The 18754-nt window shown below is 38.1% G+C and carries 16 protein-coding genes; 3 read left to right on the top strand and 13 right to left on the bottom strand.

Features of this window, described 5'->3' with window-relative positions; genetic code table 11:
- Positions 1-8: 8 nt before the first annotated feature.
- From argC to PB01_RS03510, 13 genes are all read right to left on the bottom strand, one after another.
- The gene (argC, locus tag PB01_RS03570) at positions 9-1043 is read right to left on the bottom strand and encodes an N-acetyl-gamma-glutamyl-phosphate reductase (protein ID WP_151698917.1); all 1035 of its coding nucleotides are present in this window, start codon (positions 1041-1043) and stop codon (positions 9-11) included.
- Between the two features lie 324 nt (positions 1044-1367).
- Positions 1368-2459 (bottom strand): anti-sigma factor domain-containing protein, encoded by a 1092-nt coding sequence (locus tag PB01_RS03565; RefSeq protein WP_151698916.1) that lies wholly within the window; start codon positions 2457-2459, stop codon positions 1368-1370.
- Positions 2456-3229 (bottom strand): RNA polymerase sigma-I factor, encoded by a 774-nt coding sequence (gene sigI, locus PB01_RS03560; RefSeq protein ID WP_151698915.1) that lies wholly within the window; start codon positions 3227-3229, stop codon positions 2456-2458. Before sigI ends, PB01_RS03565 begins: the two co-directional genes overlap by 4 nt.
- Before the next feature lie 88 nt (positions 3230-3317).
- Positions 3318-4109: a hypothetical protein gene (locus tag PB01_RS03555; protein ID WP_151698914.1), complete on the bottom strand. Its 792-nt coding sequence runs from the start codon at positions 4107-4109 to the stop codon at positions 3318-3320.
- A gap of 217 nt (positions 4110-4326) precedes the next feature.
- Complete coding sequence (locus PB01_RS03550) at positions 4327-5244, bottom strand: DMT family transporter (RefSeq protein ID WP_151698913.1); 918 nt, start codon at positions 5242-5244, stop codon at positions 4327-4329.
- 15 nt (positions 5245-5259) lie between these two features.
- Positions 5260-6705 (bottom strand): sodium/pantothenate symporter, encoded by a 1446-nt coding sequence (gene panF / locus PB01_RS03545; protein WP_151698912.1) that lies wholly within the window; start codon positions 6703-6705, stop codon positions 5260-5262.
- Positions 6702-6968, bottom strand: a complete 267-nt coding sequence (locus tag PB01_RS03540; protein WP_151698911.1) for a YhdT family protein — start codon at positions 6966-6968, stop codon at positions 6702-6704. The genes panF and PB01_RS03540 overlap by 4 nt, the downstream gene beginning before the upstream one ends.
- Before the next feature lie 685 nt (positions 6969-7653).
- Positions 7654-8901 (bottom strand): efflux RND transporter periplasmic adaptor subunit, encoded by a 1248-nt coding sequence (locus tag PB01_RS03535; protein WP_151698910.1) that lies wholly within the window; start codon positions 8899-8901, stop codon positions 7654-7656.
- Positions 8898-9575 (bottom strand): hypothetical protein, encoded by a 678-nt coding sequence (locus PB01_RS03530; RefSeq protein WP_151698909.1) that lies wholly within the window; start codon positions 9573-9575, stop codon positions 8898-8900. The genes PB01_RS03535 and PB01_RS03530 overlap by 4 nt, the downstream gene beginning before the upstream one ends.
- A gap of 15 nt (positions 9576-9590) precedes the next feature.
- A complete protein-coding gene (locus PB01_RS03525; protein WP_151698908.1) occupies positions 9591-10976 on the bottom strand; it encodes a S41 family peptidase in 1386 nt (461 codons plus the stop codon).
- Positions 10977-11267: 291 nt separating this feature from the next.
- Positions 11268-12080 carry a flagellin N-terminal helical domain-containing protein gene (locus tag PB01_RS03520; RefSeq protein WP_151698907.1) on the bottom strand — a complete coding sequence of 271 codons (813 nt, stop codon included), beginning with the start codon at positions 12078-12080 and terminating at the stop codon, positions 11268-11270.
- 458 nt (positions 12081-12538) lie between these two features.
- A complete protein-coding gene (locus tag PB01_RS03515) occupies positions 12539-12979 on the bottom strand; it encodes a transcriptional regulator (RefSeq protein WP_151698906.1) in 441 nt (146 codons plus the stop codon).
- Positions 12980-13097: 118 nt separating this feature from the next.
- Complete coding sequence (locus PB01_RS03510) at positions 13098-13478, bottom strand: hypothetical protein (protein ID WP_151698905.1); 381 nt, start codon at positions 13476-13478, stop codon at positions 13098-13100.
- Positions 13479-13661: 183 nt separating this feature from the next.
- Between PB01_RS03510 and PB01_RS03505 the strand changes: the two genes are divergently transcribed.
- From PB01_RS03505 to PB01_RS03495, 3 genes are all read left to right on the top strand, one after another.
- On the top strand, positions 13662-14060 hold the full coding sequence (locus PB01_RS03505) for a helix-turn-helix domain-containing protein (protein ID WP_151698904.1): 399 nt from the start codon (positions 13662-13664) through the stop codon (positions 14058-14060).
- A gap of 274 nt (positions 14061-14334) precedes the next feature.
- Entirely contained in the window at positions 14335-15915 is a 1581-nt protein-coding gene (locus tag PB01_RS03500; protein ID WP_151698903.1) for a hypothetical protein, read from the top strand.
- Positions 15912-18623, top strand: coding sequence for a DEAD/DEAH box helicase (locus tag PB01_RS03495; protein ID WP_151698902.1), 2712 nt, complete (start codon positions 15912-15914; stop codon positions 18621-18623). Before PB01_RS03500 ends, PB01_RS03495 begins: the two co-directional genes overlap by 4 nt.
- Positions 18624-18754: the final 131 nt, after the last annotated feature.

The following is an 18754-nucleotide window of genomic DNA, read 5'->3' as shown; positions in this document are numbered from 1 at the left end:
CTCCTAAGTTAAATGAATAAAGGGACGAGCGAGAGACCGGTTGTTTGATCTAGATTGCATTGAACGTTCATATTTTGAATTGCCTGGCCAGCTGCTCCTTTGACTAAATTGTCAATGACAGAGACTATTGTTGCTCGGTTTGTACGCGGGTCTACCTTAACGTGAATGTCGCAGAAGTTGGAGCCGTATACTTGGTTTGTTCCGAATTTGTCGGTTTGTTCGATGATCCGGACGAATGGTTGATTAGCGTATGTGTCTTGTAATGCGTTTGTGAGATGTTTTTCGGTTATTCCTTCGTTTACGTGAGCATAGCTCGTCGTGAGAATCCCTCTTGTCATCGGCACGAGATGAGTCGTGAATGTGATAAGCGTTGATTGGTTTGTAAAGGTTTCGATTGCTTGCTCAATTTCTGGTATATGTTGGTGTTGATGTAATTTGTAGATGGCGGTGTTTTCATTCGTTTCACTGAAATGGGTCATTTGTGTTGGTTTATTTCCTGCTCCTGAGATGCCACTTTTGGCGTCGATGATGAGTTGTGTTGCATCAATTAAGTTTTCTTTGATAAGCGGGAGTAGCGAGAGCAAAACAGCGGTCGGATAGCAACCAGGGTTTGCGATTATGGTTGCGTGTTCTATCGCCTTCCTGTTCCATTCGGTTAAACCGTATACACTTTTTTCTAGTGCTTGAGTTGGTGCAGGAGTTTTTTTGTACCAATGTTCGTATTGAGCTGGGTCTTTTAGACGGAAGTCGCCTGACAAATCGATGAGTTTCGGACCTTTCCCTATTAAAGATGGGAGCAACTCTCTCGAAATCCCCGATGGTGTGCTTGTGAAAATTACATCGTAGTGCGCGAGTTTGGCATGCTCTATTTTAAGAAGCGGTTCGTCATGGATATTCAGTAAATGTGTATATTTATTTGAAAAGTTGTTTCCTTCATCCGAAGAGGTGAATAGGTCAATGTTTTCGATCTCCGGATGATTATGTAGTAATCTTATTAGTTCAAGACCGCCATATCCTGTCGCACCAATAATACCAACTTTCATATCCTTCACCTCGTTGCTAAGTTAAAAATTATTATATAATTGTATATTTATAAAGTCAACTGTATTTTTATAGTTTTATTTTGAGCAAGAAATGATATGAAAAAATACATTAGGTGGTAATGTTACAGAATTATTACTGGTGCCTGGCACCAGTAATAATTCTGTAACATAGGTTTTGGTGGGTTTGTCACATTCGGGAGTGAGTTTGTTGCGTTCAGGGGGGGGAAAAGGTCGCGTTCGTGTAGCGGTTTTTCGCATTCAACCAATTATTCCCATAAAAAAAGAGCGAACTTGGAGTTTGCTCTTTTGGTAGTGCTGTATTTTTTACTCATCACGATCTTCGTCGTCATTTTTATGTTGTTTATCCTTGCTTTCTTTTTCTTTCTCTTTCTCTGCTTGTTCCCTTTCTTTTTCCTTCTCTTTCTCTGCCTTTTCCTTTTCTTTCTCCTTCTCTTTCTCTGCCTTTTCCCTTTCTTTCTCCTTCTCTTTCTCTACCTTTTCCCTTTCTTTTGTTGCTTGTTCATTTGATTTGTTTAGATTTTCTTGTTGTTTTTCTAATTCTTTTGCTTGTTTCGCTTTTTGTTTTTCTTGTTCTTCTTTCAATTTTACTTGTTCTTTTATCCGTTTTTCTTTATTTTTTTCCATAGATTCTTTATTATTTTCGTTCTTTTGGTTGGATGGCATGTATTTATCCTTGAAGTCGTCCTTTTTGTTTTGGTGATTTTCTTTATTAACGTCCTTTATATAGTTGTCTAGTTTTTTTCTTCCATTATTTATTTGTCGCTCTTTTTGTTTGAGCTTTTGAATGGATGTGTTTCGTTTGTTGGCTTTGTTCCTTTCTTCTATTGTACTTTCCTTCATTAGGAAAAGTTTATCTTTATGGTCGTTTTGAACTTCTTCTACAGCATTTTCAATCATTTTTCTCATGTTACCAGGTTTTTTTTCATTTTCATAAATGGTTGTTATCGCTAGTTGTTTGGTAATAGGGCTCATTTGCGCTGTCGCTATCGCTTTTTCTAGCACGAGGTCAAATGGATGTCCTTCCCAATCATCTAACTCAATTGGAGTTTCAGTTAATGATCGCAGGGTTACTACTTGGCCGTTTTTATTTACACCTAATTCTATCGCGTTTTTTCCATCCACTTGAACATAGGCTAATGCTATATCTGGATTTGGAATGAATGAAACGATGATAAATATGAAAAGCATTGCTGCTACAAAAACTGGTCCTAATATGGACGGCTTCAACCACTTTCTACCTTGAGTGGTCGCCTCAAATAAGTGAAAGTGCGCTTCTTCTCCTATTTCAGGATTCGCTTCTAAAGGAATTCCTCGGAGAAATTCGCCCTCTTTCGTAATGAAAACGCTATATTTATTTTTCTTTTCGCAAACAATGCCTTTATATACGCGCATCATACGATTTCTCCTTTGACATATTCTTTTATATAAACGAAATCACTTTTTAATAATAAAACAACTGCAATTAAATATTTTCTTTGCCGTTCAAGTGTTTTGCGAGATACTTCGACTATTGCTTCGATATCTTTTAGTGGTAAACGTTTGTGTCTAATTAAAAAGTCATAGAATTCTTCTGTTTCTGCAATGATTTGCGCAGTTTGAAATGCCGTTCTTCTTGCATCCGCATGTTTCGGTGCTACTTGTGTTAACTCTTCAAAAGATAATCCAAATTTGCCCAGCAATTGGGTGTAGTGGATTAACTCCTCTTTTCTAGCTATTGACTGTTGTTCTATGGAATAAGTATGAATTGCTTTCTCGTCTAAAAGTTGATGTTCAGTTGAAGCATCTTCTCTCGACGTATGTATGTATGAAATTTTCTCATTTCTTGCGGATTCTTTTCGAATATAGTCAATGATGCGCCTCTTTATTATTAGATGGGCATAGGTTTGCAAGCTGGCATTTTCTTCGGGATTAAAACTCATTATAGCTTCGTGAAATCCATTCATGGCCACACTAAACTCCTCATCCTGTTCATCAATGGGTCGCTTACAAACAAAGGAAGCAGTTTTTTTCATAAATGGGGTATAGGAAAAAAGGAGGTCATTTAAAACCTCCTGATTACCAGCTTTTGCCTTTTGAGCAAGTTCTGTCGTTATTTGTTTTTGTTTTGAAGTTTGTTTTGAAGTTTGTTTTGTTTTGAGAATTCCTTGAATAATGGACAAAAGCATACATATCCTCCCGTTCTCATTTTTTTCCTTTAGCCTATAATTGTACCTGGCTGATTGGAGAATGAAAAGAGGTTATATTGAAACATGATTAATCTTCGTCATTATCTTCTTGTTTGTTTTTGTACTTATTTTTTTCTTCTTTGCGTAATTCCTTTTCTTTTTCTTTCAATTTCTTATGTAGTTCTTGTTGTGCTTTTCGTAATTCTTTCTCTTTTTCTTTTTTTTCTTTAAGTGCTTCTTTTTTTACTTCTTCCTGTTCCTTAAGCATTTCTTTTTTTAACTTTTCCTGGTCTTTCGAATGTTCTTTGACATCATCACTTTGGTATTTTTTCACCGTTTCATATTTAGCAATTAAATATTCAATCTTTAGCTTTATATTTTCTTTCGCTTTAGGGTTTTGTGCATTCTCATAAGCTTTGTATAAGCCTTTTAAATTGTCGTATGGGTAGTCCGCTGGAATTTCTGGAAGTCCAGTAACCACTTCTGTTAAGTCATTATTATTATACTTTTTCGATGCCTCATATTTAGCAATTAAATATTGGATTTTTTGCTTGATCTCTTCTTTTGCTTTAGGGTTTTGTGCATTTTCGTATGCTTTGTACAAGCCCTTTAGATTGTCGTATGGGTAATCCGCTGGAATTACAGGCAGCCCATTTTCTTGTAGATTGTTTGTTTGATTGGTCGTCTTCACTACATTAGTTGTTGAAGGAGTAACTGGCTTCTCTGAAACTGTGCTAACTACAGTAGTTTTTGCCGGTTGTTGATTTAATTTGCTCAAATCCACCGTATCAAATAACTGATTGTTTGCGAATGCATACCCCGCACTTGTTACCGTTAAAGTAGTCACAAGCAATGCTGCTCCCGTTTTTTTCCATTTCATTAAATCACCTCGAATTAGATTTTGTCCTTCTTTTTCCTGAACACTATATTATTCGTTTTGATGGGTCTGGTTTATGGGGGTCGGGGGTGAATATTTTTAATAAAGTTTTTATTGCGTTTTAGTTTGTCCCGTTCAGTCAATTTACTGGTTAATTTTTAGGTTTATTTAACATTTTACTTGGGTTAAGCTTTATTTTTATTTGAAAAAAGAGCGACCTTTAGGGGGTCGCCCTTTTTTGTTTGTATTTTTTCCATAGGTCTTCAGCTGCTCCAGATCCGAGTAGGACACCGGCTATTATGAAGATAAGTCCAATGACATGACGGAAGTTCAGAATTTCTCCAAGAAAAATGGCGGAGAGAATGAGCGAAAATACCGGGTTTAGGTTCATGAAGATAGCCGATTTTGTTGGACCTGCTTTGCCTACAGCGTAGTTATATATCAGATGCCCGATAGCTGTAGAAATGACAGCGGATGCTAAGAATAACCACCAGAAAAAGGGGGTTGTCTGTGTAAATGCAGTTACTCCTCCTGGCTCTTGCACGAAGCTGATGACGATCAAAACTACTGCACCGACTAGCATCATATATGCGGTTAGAAGTCTTGGGTCGAGTGTTTTAGCTGCCTTACTTACGACCATATAGCTTAGCACTTGCGCTAATATTGCTAGGAATACGAAGAGGTCTCCAATGTTCGCTCCGTTTGATTCGCCGCCCCCCACTAAGATAGATACACTTACTCCGGCAAGACCTAATACAAGTCCAAGCCATTGATAACGCGACGGGAAATATTTCAAAATAATTGCCGCTGAAATTGCCGTTAGCATAGGCCCAGTTCCTAAGATTAGTCCACCATGAGTTCCGCTTGTGATAGAAAGTCCCATATTTAGAAAATAGTGATGAAGCACTACATTCGTCAGTGCCCCTAGTAATATATATTTCCATTCCTGCTTAGTTGGCAATCGGAGTAGTTTCATTTGCCACAAAATAACTAACACTACCAATCCTGCAGTGAGCACTCGAAACGCTGTTAAGGTGACAGGGGGAACGATGGTTACTAAATATTTGAGTATCGGTAAGTTTGCTCCCCAGGCGAACATAACGAAGACGAGCATTATATAAATTTTCCATTGTTTCATCTGAGGACCTCCTTATTAAAAAATATATTTTGTTTTTTTAATGACTAAACTACATATTACATATGCGATAAGCGATAAGATTACTGGCACTACTACCGTATGTACACCGAATAGATTACCATTTGCTTGATTATAAAAATGAAGGGCAATATAAGTAATTATTCCGGTCAGCATCGATGCAATCGCTCCGTATTTATTGCCATATGACCAGTATAGACCTAAAACAACCGGCCAAATAAAGGCTTCTTCAAGGCCACCGAACGCAAAAAGATTTAAGAAAATAAGCAAGTCAGGAGGATTTAATGCCAATAAAAATACAACCGTTCCTAAAAGAGTTGTCATGCCAAAGCTTAGATTTTTAACTTTTTTCTCGCTGGCATTAGGATTTAAATAATTTATGTAAACATCCTTTACAATAGAAGAACTCACTAAAATGAGCAATGAATCGACTGTCGACATGATTGCCGCAAGTGGAGCTGCCAACACAATTCCCGCAAGCCAAGCTGGAAGAACCTTGAGTGCAACAAGTGGAATGACAGTATCTGCCACTTTAATGCCAGGTAAAATCGGACGAGCGAAAACTCCAATTAAATGCATGTTCAACATAATAAAACCAGTGACAATTGTTCCGATCACTAGTGCTCGGTGCATCGAGCGGGTGTTTTTATACGACATTGCACGCACCGCCATTTGTGGAAGTCCAACGACCCCTACTCCGACCAGTATCCAAAAGGATGACACATACGCAGCAGATAAATTTCCTTCATTGCCGTATGGCGTCACAAGGTTTGGATTTTCTGCAAGTAAGTCCTGCATAATATTCGGCACGCCGCCGCCCGCGATAATAACCGCGATTAAAAGGATGAGTGTACCAACGACCATAACTCCGCCTTGCACAGCGTCTGTCACTGCAACAGCGCGGAAGCCACCGATTACTACATATACAAGAACGGATACTGCGAAAATAAATAAAGCGGTTGTGTACTTCATACCAGTCAAAGACTCGATTAAACGGCCTCCACCAACCCATTGTGCCGTCATGGCCGAAAATAAAAAGATAATCATACTTGCAGCTGCAAGCAATACAACCACCGTACTGTTGTAACGCACTTTTAGGAAGTCTATTAACGTAATGGCATTGTATTTACGAGCTAAAATTGCGAATTTTTTCCCTAAAATAAGCAACACAAAATAGCCCGTTACGACTTGAGTCATCGCAAGTAAAACCCATCCAAATCCCATCGTGTAAGCAGTTCCCGGCCCTCCCAGAAAGCTCGATGCACTACCATAAGTTGCGACCATCGTCATCGCAAGAACGAAACCACCTAGCTCTCGCCCACCTAAGAAGTACTCTTGCAAAAATCCGCCTGTCGACGATTCCAATTTTTTACTAGACCAATAACCGATGAAAAAAATAATTGCAAGAAAAATAATGAGAGGAATAATAACTTCAATATTCACTGCCCGTCCTCCTCTTCCTCAAACGAAACATCTTTTAAAATATATTTTGCTAATATAATAACTGTCACAGACACGAGAATAAATCCAACGATACAGCTATAGAAAAACCAATCTGGGAAACCAAGAATATACGTATACTCCTCTACTGGTCTCGAGCCAAGCCCATAAGCAAAACCAAACCACCAAAGAAAATGAACAATTGCAAGTCCAAGGCCAATAAGCGCCTCTCGATGAGCAATTTTAAATCGAAGATCCAATTCCATCCACTCCTACCGTTAATAATGCTTCACTTTAGTATAACGAAGTTAAATTAGTATGTTAAGAGAAGTTTCGGAGATTATGCTTTTATATTCTACTTAACGTTAGATCTACCTTCGTATTATTTGTGCTCGTAGGTGGATGGTATTTGAACCTTTTATTTGGTTAGTTGCTCATAATATTTTGTTGTGCTCCTTAGTAGTTACTATGTGCCCATTAACTTTGGCTATCTGCTTATATCTCGGTGCCTTGTACCCCTTAAATTTCGTTGTGCTCCTTAGTAGTTGCTATGTGCCCATTAACCTTGGTTATCTGCTTATATCTCAGTGCCTTGTACCCCTTAAATTGCGTTGTGCTCCTTAGTAGTCGCTATGTGCTCATTAACCTTGGTTATCTGCTTATATCTCGGTTCCTTGTACCCCTTAAATTTCGTTGTGCTCCTTAGTAGTCGCTATGTGCCCATTAACCTTGGTTATCTGCTCATATTTCGGTGCCTTGTGCTCCTTAAATTTCGGTGTGTCCCTTAGTAGTCGCTATGTGCCCATTAACTTTGGCTATCTGATCATATCTTTGCGTTACCTCCCCCTAAACTTCCATGACTACAGTTCGGAGTCTCATCAATGGAGGTCATCCATGCTCTGTAAGTATATAAAAACAGCTTTTGCATAGTTGCAAAAGCTGTTTATTGGTTTATTTGTACGTTAAGTATCTTATATAGTCTTTCCAGCCGACTGCTTTGATGCTGTTCCATGTAGGAAGGTCTAATGGGAGTGGAAGGAATGCGCGTGATTCTTCTCTTTTTGGTTCAGCGTTTAGAACGACCATTTCATTTTCTAATCCTACAGACAGTATAGCAGATTGTTCTAAGTCAAAAGGCACAGTTACTGGATTGCGCACGATGTGTCCTTCGGTTGTTAATGTGTATATTTCGGCAGTTTGCTTGGATCTATTTAGTAGCCAGTTAGGATTTACTCGTACCACATTTTCCGCTTCATCCGTGGTGATGATGGAGTTTATGTTTGCTGCGAATGGCAATGTTTCTAGCGCATCATTTAATTGTATGCGTACTTCGTATAAAGGTGCTTTGGTTTTATTGTCAAATTGTTTGTATGCTTTTAGCCACGCGGATTGGGTTGCTGGTACCTCCGTTTTAGCCAAGATGGTTCCTTCTATAATATCTTCTTTATGCGCCGAGTGGTTCATTACTTTTTGCCCTTCTGCAATTTCATGCCACTCTGCTTCATTCACGAACGTGAGGACTGATTTTTCATCGGAATAAATCGTGATGAAATATAGTCCGTTTTTTTCTTCAATGCTTGCTACGTTTCCTTCAAGTGGGCTGAGCAAAGCAAGTTCGCTTGTTTCTTGGCTAAGCTGGGTGTTGACTATTTGTAGCTTGCGATCGACTTCTGCGATTTTTTGTTCCGTTTGGGCGATTGCCTGTGCGAAGTTGCCTTCTGGTGAGACATTGACTTCCACTTGGACATTGACGTCCATACCGTCATCCGTTGTGTTTGCGTTTCCATACGAGGTCGAGTTAGCTCCTGCACGGTCTGATTCAAGTGAGTCAAGAATTTGTTGCAACTGGGTTTGTTCCTGTGTATACGCTTGTTGCTCTGATTCCCAAAGTGAACGCTGTTTGTCGGCTGTTTCCGTTTTTAATTGCGCTAGTTCAGCGCCTTCTTGGATTTTGTCTCCTGGAGTAACTGTTAGATCACTGACTAAAGCTGCTTCAATTGTCATTGTCGTTTCGTTCGCAGGAACTACGACCGCTTCTTTTTCAAGCTCTTTTGTGTAAGTATTTTCTTGTACACGATCGTATTCACTAACATAATAGCTACGACTCAGTTGGCTATTAGTTGAAAATAATAGAATGGCATTTGTCGCAATGAACGTGGAGACAATGATTGCAATACCGATTGTAATGACTTTATTCACGACAGTTCCCCTCCCTTAAACCAAGTTTGCAATGGGAGTACGCTAAATGTTGCAGATATTAATGCGAGAAAGATTTGGACTACTATTAAAATAATTAATAGATTCCGAGCTGGCATCTTCGTAAATGCACGTAGAAACCGAAATTGAATCGCGATGATCAAAGCTGTTATGAGCGTTAATTGATTGAAGAAATAAATAAAGAATTCATTGTTTATATACGTTGCCGCTAGCGGACCGAAAGAAAGTAACGAATAGTCAGTCGTATAGCCGACGATTGCAAAGATAAAGAAGATTAGTGCTTTTTCCATTAACAATAAAGCCACAACAAACAATTGCAAAACGGCCACCTTGGACAAATCAACGGCTGTAATTTTATGGTATAAAAAAGCGATTCCGAAGAAATGAAACGCCATGAATAGGATTGACCAAATGATTGCTCCTAGTAAGGAAGCAATTCTTGCAATTGAATATGTATCTGCGTAACCATTCACAAAAATGGCGGTAAGGGATTCGGTATGCATTCCCCAAATATCTTGAAGTGCGTAAAGCAAAATACCTAAAAATGCTACTAGCCAAACACGCTTTTCAAAATGGCGCATCGTTGTATTATTTAGTGATTCAATCAATTCATTTTGGTTGAAAAAACTTTTCCAAAATCGAAATTCAAAAAACATTCCAATGTTCCCCCTCTATGGTTGAACAGTTACTTCCACATAAGCACCATTTTTCATCATATTTCCGTTTTTCGGATGAAATTTCGGATGAATGAGTAGTAAGTATGCTGCTCCTTTTTCTAATGGTGCATTTGGTGTTACAACGAACTGCTTTGATGATTTTTGTTTGATTGTAATCGGAACGCTGCTTGATCCGCCAAGTTTTACTAATTCTATATTTTTCTGTTGTTTATTGTCTTCAATTGCATTTGAGAATGTTACGGTAAATGCTTTAGTTGTCGGGACATTGGATAATGCAGGTAACTTTTTATAGGTTTTATTTGTTTCTAAGATTGTGTCTAAATGGGCTTTGGGAAGCTCTTTTCCCTCTTCCGTCACTACATTCGGATGTACTCCTGTTTTATTGATAATCGTTCCTTTTGGTCCGGTGAAATTTGCTATGGTCAACTTTAAATATGATCCATCCGATAAATTATAAAATGTCTGCATCGATCCTTTTCCGTACGTCTTTTGCCCATAAAGTGTCGCCGACTTTTGGTCAAGTAACGCCGCTGCTGTCATTTCAGACGCACTCGCACTATAGCCATTTACGAGGATTTTCGTGTTTTTTGGAAATAAAGAGGTATGTGGTACCGATTTCACAAGCCCAGATTGCCCTCTCGTTTGAAGATAGTAGGAATATGGACTATTTGGAAATAAACCAATCATCTCCTCTGCTGTATGTACATAACCACCACCGTTGTTCGTTAAATCCAGAATAAAAGAAGTGGCTCCTTGCTTTTGAAGTACATTTTTTGCTTCTTGAACAAGCGTTGCCCCATCATCTGAAAACGAATTAATCCCGATATAACCGACGTTTCCATAAAGAAGCTGCTTTGTCACAACAGGCACTTGAAACTTCTTGCGTGTTAACTTATACGTCTCTTTTTTTTGAGTAGTAGGATGCCAAACTACAAGTTTAACTACTGTACCTTCTTTACCGGTTATAAGAGAAGAAGCCTGCTGAATCGACATTTTTTCTGTAGAAACACCATCCACCTCGGTAATAATATCGCCCGGGATGACGCCTGCTTCGATCGCCGCTCCACCTTCGAACGTATTGACAATCTGAATACCCATTTTATGCTCTTCAATCACTATTCCAATCCCAGTTGTCGTATTATTGATTGAGCTTGTATACGCTTCAAATTCCTCTTTTGTAAAATAAGTAGAATATGGATCCAACTGTTCAATAATCGCATCAATCGTCGTTAGTTTTTGCAAGTTCGAAGGAATTTCTCCTTTATAATCCTCATTCACAATCTTCTTCACTTCATCTAACGGCGCCCCGAGTACAGAAAAAGGAACCGCTAAAATACTCAAAATCATCATGATAATAGCTAAACTGGAAATCCTCTTCATTTCATTTCCCCCTATTAAAGCATATAAACCTATAATACTAGAAAATCCCCCAACCTGCCGACTTTTTGCAACGAACACCTCACATTTTTCACTAGCATATTTAACATATCCCACCATTTGTTACAAGTATGTTACTGGTGCCTGGCACTCGTAACATACTTGTAACAAATGAGCTGGAGGTGGTTCAACGTGAATGGAATAGAGGTGTACAAAAATAAAAACAATCGCGAGTTAGCCCTTTCACGATTGTTTATGATGTATATAAATGAATGTGTTAGTTTAGGAATCTAGTTATTTTAATAATTGTAGAATGGATTGTGCTTGTTGCATATGCATTCTTAAGATGTATTGGCCCGCTTGCATTAAAATATTTGCCTTTGTTAACGCCATCATTTCTTTTGCGATGTCTACGTCTCGAATACGTGATTCCGCAGCAGTTAAGTTTTCTTCCATATTAACTGCATTGTTATAAGCATGTTCAAGACGATTCGTATATGCACCCATTCGTGAACGTTCACTAGATACTTTAGTGATTGCTTTATCTAATTCTCCAATCGCCTTATCTGCAGCATCTCTTGTCGAAATAGATAGATCCTTGATACCTATTGCTTCTGCACCCATATTTCCAATCGAAAGTTCTATTTTCTGTCCTGCATTTGCTCCTGCTTGTATCTTCAAAGAGTTTTGGGAACCGTCAAGTAACGTTTTAGTATTAAATTCTGTATCCTTTGAAATTCTAGTAATTTCTTTTTTCAATTCATCAAATTCGATTGCGAGCTGTTTACGATCATTGTCTGTTAAAGTATCATTTGCGGCTTCTACACTAAGTTCTCGCATACGCTGCAAAATGGAATGTGTTTCATTTAAAGCACCTTCCGCAGTTTGAATGAGGGAGATACCATCTTGAATATTTCGGCTTGCTTGTCCTAAGCCTCTTATTTGTGCACGCATTTTCTCTGATATAGCGAGACCAGCAGGATCGTCTGCAGCACGATTAATACGATAACCAGAAGTGATTCGCTCCATGGACTTATTTGCAATCGCCCACTGAGCATTCATATTTCGAATAATGGACAACCCCGTAGAGCTCCACATCCCCAGCATTTTATCATCCCCATTCAACCTTTTCAGTTATATCGACCTTCCTGCCATTTTTTAAAGCATATGGAGAGATATTACAAATACATTTCTTTTGGTGCCTGGTCGGAGAATGAAAGTAGGTGTATTTTATTGTTGAAATGGATTTTGCTTTTGTTGAATAGATTTATTATTTTTGGGTAAACTACTTGAAACTTTTTTTATTGTTTCTGGACTTATTCAAAAATCGTGCTATTTCCCGGGAAATTTACAAGAATGGAGGGCAAAGAACATGAAAATCGACAAAATTATAAAATTAAATTGGGAGGACATTTTGTTTGGCGTACTTGGCTCTAGTGGATTCGTTTTATTTCTCTATTTTTTTACTTCCTTTTAATTTTTTTGACACATAAAAACACCTATCGAAATTCATTTTTCGTTAGGTGTTTTTAATAATAAAATATGTTCAATTCTGACAGCCTCCGTTATATCTCTTTATACGTTTGTAGTTCTTGGAATAACGCTTCATTTCTTTGGATCAATGCATAGTCTATCATTCGATCAAAATTTTCTTTTTCTAACTGTTGAATCATTTCTTCCGCGCCTTCAATTGGAAATGAGGTAGAGTCTTTCTCATCGGTTGATTCAATGATTGAAAGTAAGCGTGTATGAATATCAGAAACTAGTAATAATTGATAAAGTGGTAGACGTAAAAAACGATTTCCTTTTTGGAAGACGAACACTTCCGCTAAGTTTTCGACTTCCATGGTTTTTGCATTTACAATAATTTCTTTTCCTTCTACTGGAATAAAGTGAAATAATTCATCGTCTTTTTTTATAGAAAAATATTGATAGGCAAAAACTAACTTTATCCGTCCATTCTCTTGCTTTATATAAAATGGTTTCATTAATTGTACAAGTAACATAATAACCCTCCTATTTTAGAATTTTCTGATTACTAATAGTTTATCATATTGCAAGAATTTGGTGTAGTACAAATATAGAAAAAGCGAACACAATATGCATTCGCTTTAGAATTTTATATTATGATAATACCTTAACTGTTTGGGGTCTATTTCTTCCAGATGCGTACAGGAAAAAACCGACTTTTCTAGCGCTATATCGCACTAAAAAAGTTTGAAACACTTTTTGCAGAATGATAGAGTGGGAAGGCTTGACAGCGCTATCTAAATAAAACGAGAGCGTTTTATTTTGGAAGTCGAGCTGTAGGTCGTAAATAGTAAAATCTTCTGCTACTATTTTTTCGATACGTGTCATCCGTTGATTGGAATGACCAATAAAATATTTAACATTTCTTGTTTTAACGCCAACTATTCTTATTTCTTCTAACCACATATTCTTATGATGATCTAGAAAATCTAATAATGAAGGTATATAAAACTGGATTTTATCTACCTCTTCCACTTCCCTTCCTTTAAATTAATTCTTTTAAATTAATCCCTAATATTAACACCACTGTAACAGGATGTATATTATTTTTATACAACAAAATATGACAGGTTATTCTAAAATCGCAAATATGGCGATATTAATAGTTCTCAATCATTATTTCGATATTCTTGTTTCATTGATAAAGGAGGTAGTTATATGCCTTTTAATGAACATATTCGTGAATATCGGGAGCAATTAGATATTACACAGATCGAAGCCGCGGATCTACTTGGGATTGACCACTCAGCTTTGTCCAAATATGAGTTAGGTAAATTAGAGATTCCAATACTATTGTTACCAAAACTAAGAAGAGTGTATGCAATTCCAAGGGATAAGTTTATGGATATGCTTGAAGATACACGCCAAAAGAGTAATAACCCAGGTCTTGAAGCAAGAGAAAATAAAAGCCGGTATATTACGGCATTTCAAAGTCAGCTCAAGCTGGAACTTTACGATTTAAAGGATTTCCGCTATTTATTAAATCGGTTAAATTCTCTTGAAACAAAAGATGCGGAAAGTTTGCTAATGAAAATAAAAAAAATAGATGATATTTAAAGCTTTTGCTCGTTTTTCTGCCAGGTAGTTTTGCAGAAATTCTATTGCATAGGCTTTTCTTTTTTTAGGGCAGCGCTCTTTACTTGTGTAGAGGTGCTCTCGTTTCGGCGGTGGTGCTCTCGCATGCGACTGTGGCCCTCTCTTTTCGAACCGCAGTGCTCTCGCAACGGGCCGCGAAGCCGATGTTTTTTGAAGGGTTACGAGCTATGCCTTTTAATAATGCTGATTTATACGTATAATGGAAGGAAAGCCTTTTTTCATAGGAGAGATTCGTTTGACCCTTACTTCGTACCAAAAATTAGCAGCACATTATAAAAAGTATATAGACCTGTCGATGCAGACGATACAGAAGAAGTTCCATCCTGCAATATTGGAGGATGAGGAGCTTGTTCGTCGTGCAGCATTTTTTGTCCGTAATGGCGTTGTGTCGATTACCAATTATTATCCGCAAGAGCATCGGGTTGATTTTAGTGTAAGAGATGTCAGTAATATAGAAATTACTTATCATATTTTGACGGATTCTTATAGCTGTCCTTGTCCAATGCACAAACCTTGTCGTCATATTGTTGCGTCCATTTTTTATTTGTATCAGCAAAATGATTCGCTATCTACGTGGATTTCCGATTGGCGTTCTACAGCGGACCAGGCTCAGTTGACGTTGTTGAGAGATGAGCGTAGTCCGAGGAGTTGGGATATCCTCGTTGATAACTTTTTCCGGAAATTCATTTCCAACTATCCGCCGAATAGTTTTTATCTGTTAGAATTTGCGGTCCAAGATTTAAAAAAACAAATTCGAAAGTCGCGACCATTTGAACGAGAATGGCAACCCATTTTCGATGTGTATGTAGATCTTGTCGTTTTAATGAAAGTTTGGCCCTATTTGGAACCATTTGCGGAATCTAATATGCGCAATCGGGTACTTCATTTTCTGAAAGAATATGTAGAAGAAATAGATGATGCATTGGCACAACTGGCTTCGAAACCACGATTATTTGCTGCAGATACGTTTTATGAAGAAATGATGAAACGCGTTCGCCACTTCTATTTTGAAATGGAATCTTTCATCGGCTTTCGCAAGCATGTATATCTGTCCTTCTGGGATGCGCTTGTAGTGGATAAAGCAACGCGTGAAAAAGAGGTTACTTATTTACAAACGCTTGAAAAAACAGACGACGATATTCCTTTAAATATGGTACTTCCCTATTTTTATATTATGCTATCTCGAATAGATGATCTATTAGCGGCTGCTGACCTAATGGAATCAGAGCAGCTTTTGGAATGGGTTGAAGTGTGTGAAAAGGCTCTTCATGCTTCCAACAAAGTCTTAGCAAAAGAGCTCGCTCGAAAATTATTGCCACATGTTCCTTCTTATTTAAATGAAATAGCTTTAAATCCATCAAGAGTAATGCTTATTCGCCGATTGGAAATACTATTTGATTCGATTCAATTGAAAACGAATGAACTCGAGGATTTATACCAGTCATTTGGGTTGTATGGCATTCAATCTTATTCCAATTTACTCCTAAAAGAAAAACGTTACCATGACTGGATGGCGCTGCATCAATCCGCGAACTCCTCACTAGAATATGCGGAAGCATGTGGTCTTTCAATTGTGAAAGATGAAGCTCCCGAGGTATTATTGCCGCTTTATCACCACTATGCCATGCGCTTCATTTTGGAAAAAAATCGTTATAGTTACAAGCAAGCTATTCGGATTTGGAAGAAAATGAAACAAGTAGCCAAAAAAACGAATGATACGGATTTTTGGAATGAATATGTGGAGACGATTCGTGAAAAATATCGCCGTCTTCGTGCATTACAACAAGAAATAGAGAAAGGAAACTTGCCATTATGACTCAACCTTTGTCTATTAATAAAGAACTCCCGTTAAAAGTAAATGTTACAGAGAACGGAAATTTCCACCTAATATCTATGGGAACACCTGCCGAACAATGGGTACCCTTTTTGTATATTAACCATCGTGAAAGTTTCTTCGGATTACTCGCACAAATCGAAGAAAATGCCTTAATTGCCACTCCTGTCGAAATAATGGAGTTATTCTCGGGCAAATCTCATCCTTTTATTTCATTCACAGGAGCAAACACGGATTCTGAAAATTGGCTTCAAACATTTAGACAAGCAGCAAGCATTTGGTTGACTCCTGAATTATGGAGCCAGCTAAAATTGGATGGGGATACTATTGAAACGACTGCGTCCATCGATGAAAATGGGAAAATTCTATTAGCGAATGCTGTCAAACAAAAACTTTATCAAGCAGGATTAACAATGGAAGATGTTCCTTCACTTGTTCCTTTTTTCGAACAAGGTGGATGGCCAATTAAATCTCAAGCCACTCATCCGAATTTATTGGTTGCACTAAGGCTTTCTGAACCAGAAGCGCTTGACGACACATGGCTATTAGAAACGGTTGTTCGTGGTAAGAAAAGTAGTGTTTACTGGACACCCGCTTTTCGAAAAAAGACCTCCCCAATTAAGGATGCATTACCGGACAAATGGAATGAGTTTAGTGCTTATATTAAGGAAACACAAACGAAAATATTCTCTCTCATTTCTTCGATCGATCAACTAAATACCGAAACTTTCTTCTCAGCTACGTTGTCGGATGAAGAGGTACGAATCTTTCTTCGAGATGACCTGGTGAAACTTCAAGCACTTGGATTCGAAATTGTTCTTCCTACATGGTTAAAGGCTGTAAAAGAAACGAAGATGCGCGTCAAAAGCATTGCCAAAACTGCGAATACGTATAAAACAGCTGCTGGTCTCAATGAAATATTGAAGTTTGACTGGAGTTTTTCATTGAATGGTCAAGAGATTTCTTCGGAAGATTTCCAACAACTTGTCAATGAAAACCGTTCCTATATTCAAGCAGGAAATGAATGGTTCCGTATAGATGCCGCATGGATGCACGAAATTCGTGAATTAATGAAAAAATCAGAAGATGAAAACTGGACTGTAAAAGAGCTTTTATTCCGAGAAATTCCCGAAGAAATTGCGCTAATTTTAGACGATGACGAACAGTCAAATGAAGATCCTTTATTTCAATTTGAGCTACAGAAATCACTGCAATCACTAATGGAGCAATTATCAGAAAAAAAAGGATTCCCAGAAGTCCAAGTTTCTCCAAATTTATTGACTTCACTTCGACCATATCAACAACTTGGACTCGAATGGCTCGTATTCATGCGAAATGAACAGTTTGGTGCTTGTTTGGCGGATGATATGGGACTTGGAAAAACAATCCAATTGATTTCCTATTTATTGCATGTACACGAGAAACAAGAGCAGTCTGCTCCTTCTTTAATCATTTGTCCCACTTCCGTACTTGGAAACTGGCAAAAAGAGTTGGCAAAATTTGCTCCGTCTTTAAATGTACAAACGCATTATGGGAATGCTCGTACGAAAGAAATCGATCAAACTGCCGACATTGTCCTTACGACTTTCGGTACTGCGATGCAAGATATTGAATCTCTGCAAGAGATTGTTTGGTCCAGTATCACATTGGATGAAGCACAAAATATTAAAAATATGCATACGAAACAGTCCCGGGCCATCCGCAAATTAACAGGTGCCCATCATATTGCGTTGACTGGTACACCTGTTGAAAATAGATTATCTGAATTATGGTCCATATTTGATTTTATTCATAAAGGATATTTAGGATCATTTCGCAAGTTTCAAGAAAATTATATTGTACCGATTGAACGCGATGATTCTGATACGACCAAACATAAACTTCGTGTGAAAATTCAGCCGTTCTTGATGAGAAGAACCAAACAAGATCCAGAATTACTTCTTAACCTGCCTGAAAAATTGGAGCAACGAGAATATTGTGCATTAACAACCGAGCAAGCTGCCTTGTATGAATCGCTTATCCAAGAAACAGTTAGTAAGCTCGACACCCTTTCCGGATTTGAGAAAAAAGGGCTAATTTTGAAAATGCTTAGTAAATTAAAACAGCTTTGTAATCACCCTGCGCTCTACTTGAAGGAGCCATTTGATGATGCAGATGATATGATGGAGCGTTCCGAGAAACTTGCCCGTATCGTTACACTTGCTGGAGAAATTGCAGCGCGCGGTGAGCAATGCCTCATCTTTACACAATATATTGGAATGGGTCACTTATTGCAGCACTGTTTAACCGAGTTATACGAAATCGATGCTCCGTTTTTAACCGGTAGTATGCCTAAGAACCAGCGCGATCATTTAGTCGAAGCCTTTCAAGCAAAGGAATTTCCTGTCTTTCTTTTATCATTGAAAGCTGGTGGAACCGGGTTAAATTTAACTGCTGCAAGTCATGTATTGCACGCCGATCGCTGGTGGAATCCAGCCGTTGAAAATCAAGCAACGGATCGCGCCTATCGAATCGGACAAACAAACTTCGTACATGTGCATAAATTTATAACGATTGGTACAATTGAAGAAAAAATTGATAAGCTACTAATTGAAAAACAAGCGTTGTCTGAAGAACTAATTCACTCCAGTCAATGGATTACTGAAATGTCCGATGCTGATTTGCAAGATTTATTGACATTGTCGATTTGAGTTGATCACGGCTTGACGGGTGCTACTCGCGCATTGCCGTGATTTGCTCTCAGTGTGACAGATTCCTCTCTCATTGACGTGAATTTCTAAATTGTAACTATACAAAAACCTGACCGCGCTTCTTCGGTCAG

Origin of the sequence: Psychrobacillus glaciei (assembly GCF_008973485.1) — a bacterium.
GTDB classification, from domain to species: Bacteria; Bacillota; Bacilli; order Bacillales_A; family Planococcaceae; genus Psychrobacillus; species Psychrobacillus glaciei.
The sequence above is the reverse complement of the archived record's forward strand: the minus strand, read 5'-3'. Positions and strand labels throughout refer to the sequence as shown.

What these genes read in the sequence shown, in the direction of transcription:
- PB01_RS03565 (WP_151698916.1), bottom strand. Translation starts at nt 2,459, where the DNA reads ATGATGCGCGTATATAAAGGCATTGTTTGCGAAAAGAAAAATAAATAT.
- sigI (WP_151698915.1), bottom strand. Translation starts at nt 3,229, where the DNA reads ATGCTTTTGTCCATTATTCAAGGAATTCTCAAAACAAAACAAACTTCA.
- PB01_RS03520 (WP_151698907.1), bottom strand. Translation starts at nt 12,080, where the DNA reads ATGCTGGGGATGTGGAGCTCTACGGGGTTGTCCATTATTCGAAATATG.
- PB01_RS03495 (WP_151698902.1), top strand. Translation starts at nt 15,912, where the DNA reads ATGACTCAACCTTTGTCTATTAATAAAGAACTCCCGTTAAAAGTAAAT.
- PB01_RS03550 (WP_151698913.1), bottom strand. Translation starts at nt 5,244, where the DNA reads ATGAAACAATGGAAAATTTATATAATGCTCGTCTTCGTTATGTTCGCC.
- PB01_RS03555 (WP_151698914.1), bottom strand. Translation starts at nt 4,109, where the DNA reads ATGAAATGGAAAAAAACGGGAGCAGCATTGCTTGTGACTACTTTAACG.
- PB01_RS03525 (WP_151698908.1), bottom strand. Translation starts at nt 10,976, where the DNA reads ATGAAGAGGATTTCCAGTTTAGCTATTATCATGATGATTTTGAGTATT.
- PB01_RS03515 (WP_151698906.1), bottom strand. Translation starts at nt 12,979, where the DNA reads ATGTTACTTGTACAATTAATGAAACCATTTTATATAAAGCAAGAGAAT.
- PB01_RS03530 (WP_151698909.1), bottom strand. Translation starts at nt 9,575, where the DNA reads ATGTTTTTTGAATTTCGATTTTGGAAAAGTTTTTTCAACCAAAATGAA.
- PB01_RS03505 (WP_151698904.1), top strand. Translation starts at nt 13,662, where the DNA reads ATGCCTTTTAATGAACATATTCGTGAATATCGGGAGCAATTAGATATT.
- PB01_RS03540 (WP_151698911.1), bottom strand. Translation starts at nt 6,968, where the DNA reads ATGGAATTGGATCTTCGATTTAAAATTGCTCATCGAGAGGCGCTTATT.
- argC (WP_151698917.1), bottom strand. Translation starts at nt 1,043, where the DNA reads ATGAAAGTTGGTATTATTGGTGCGACAGGATATGGCGGTCTTGAACTA.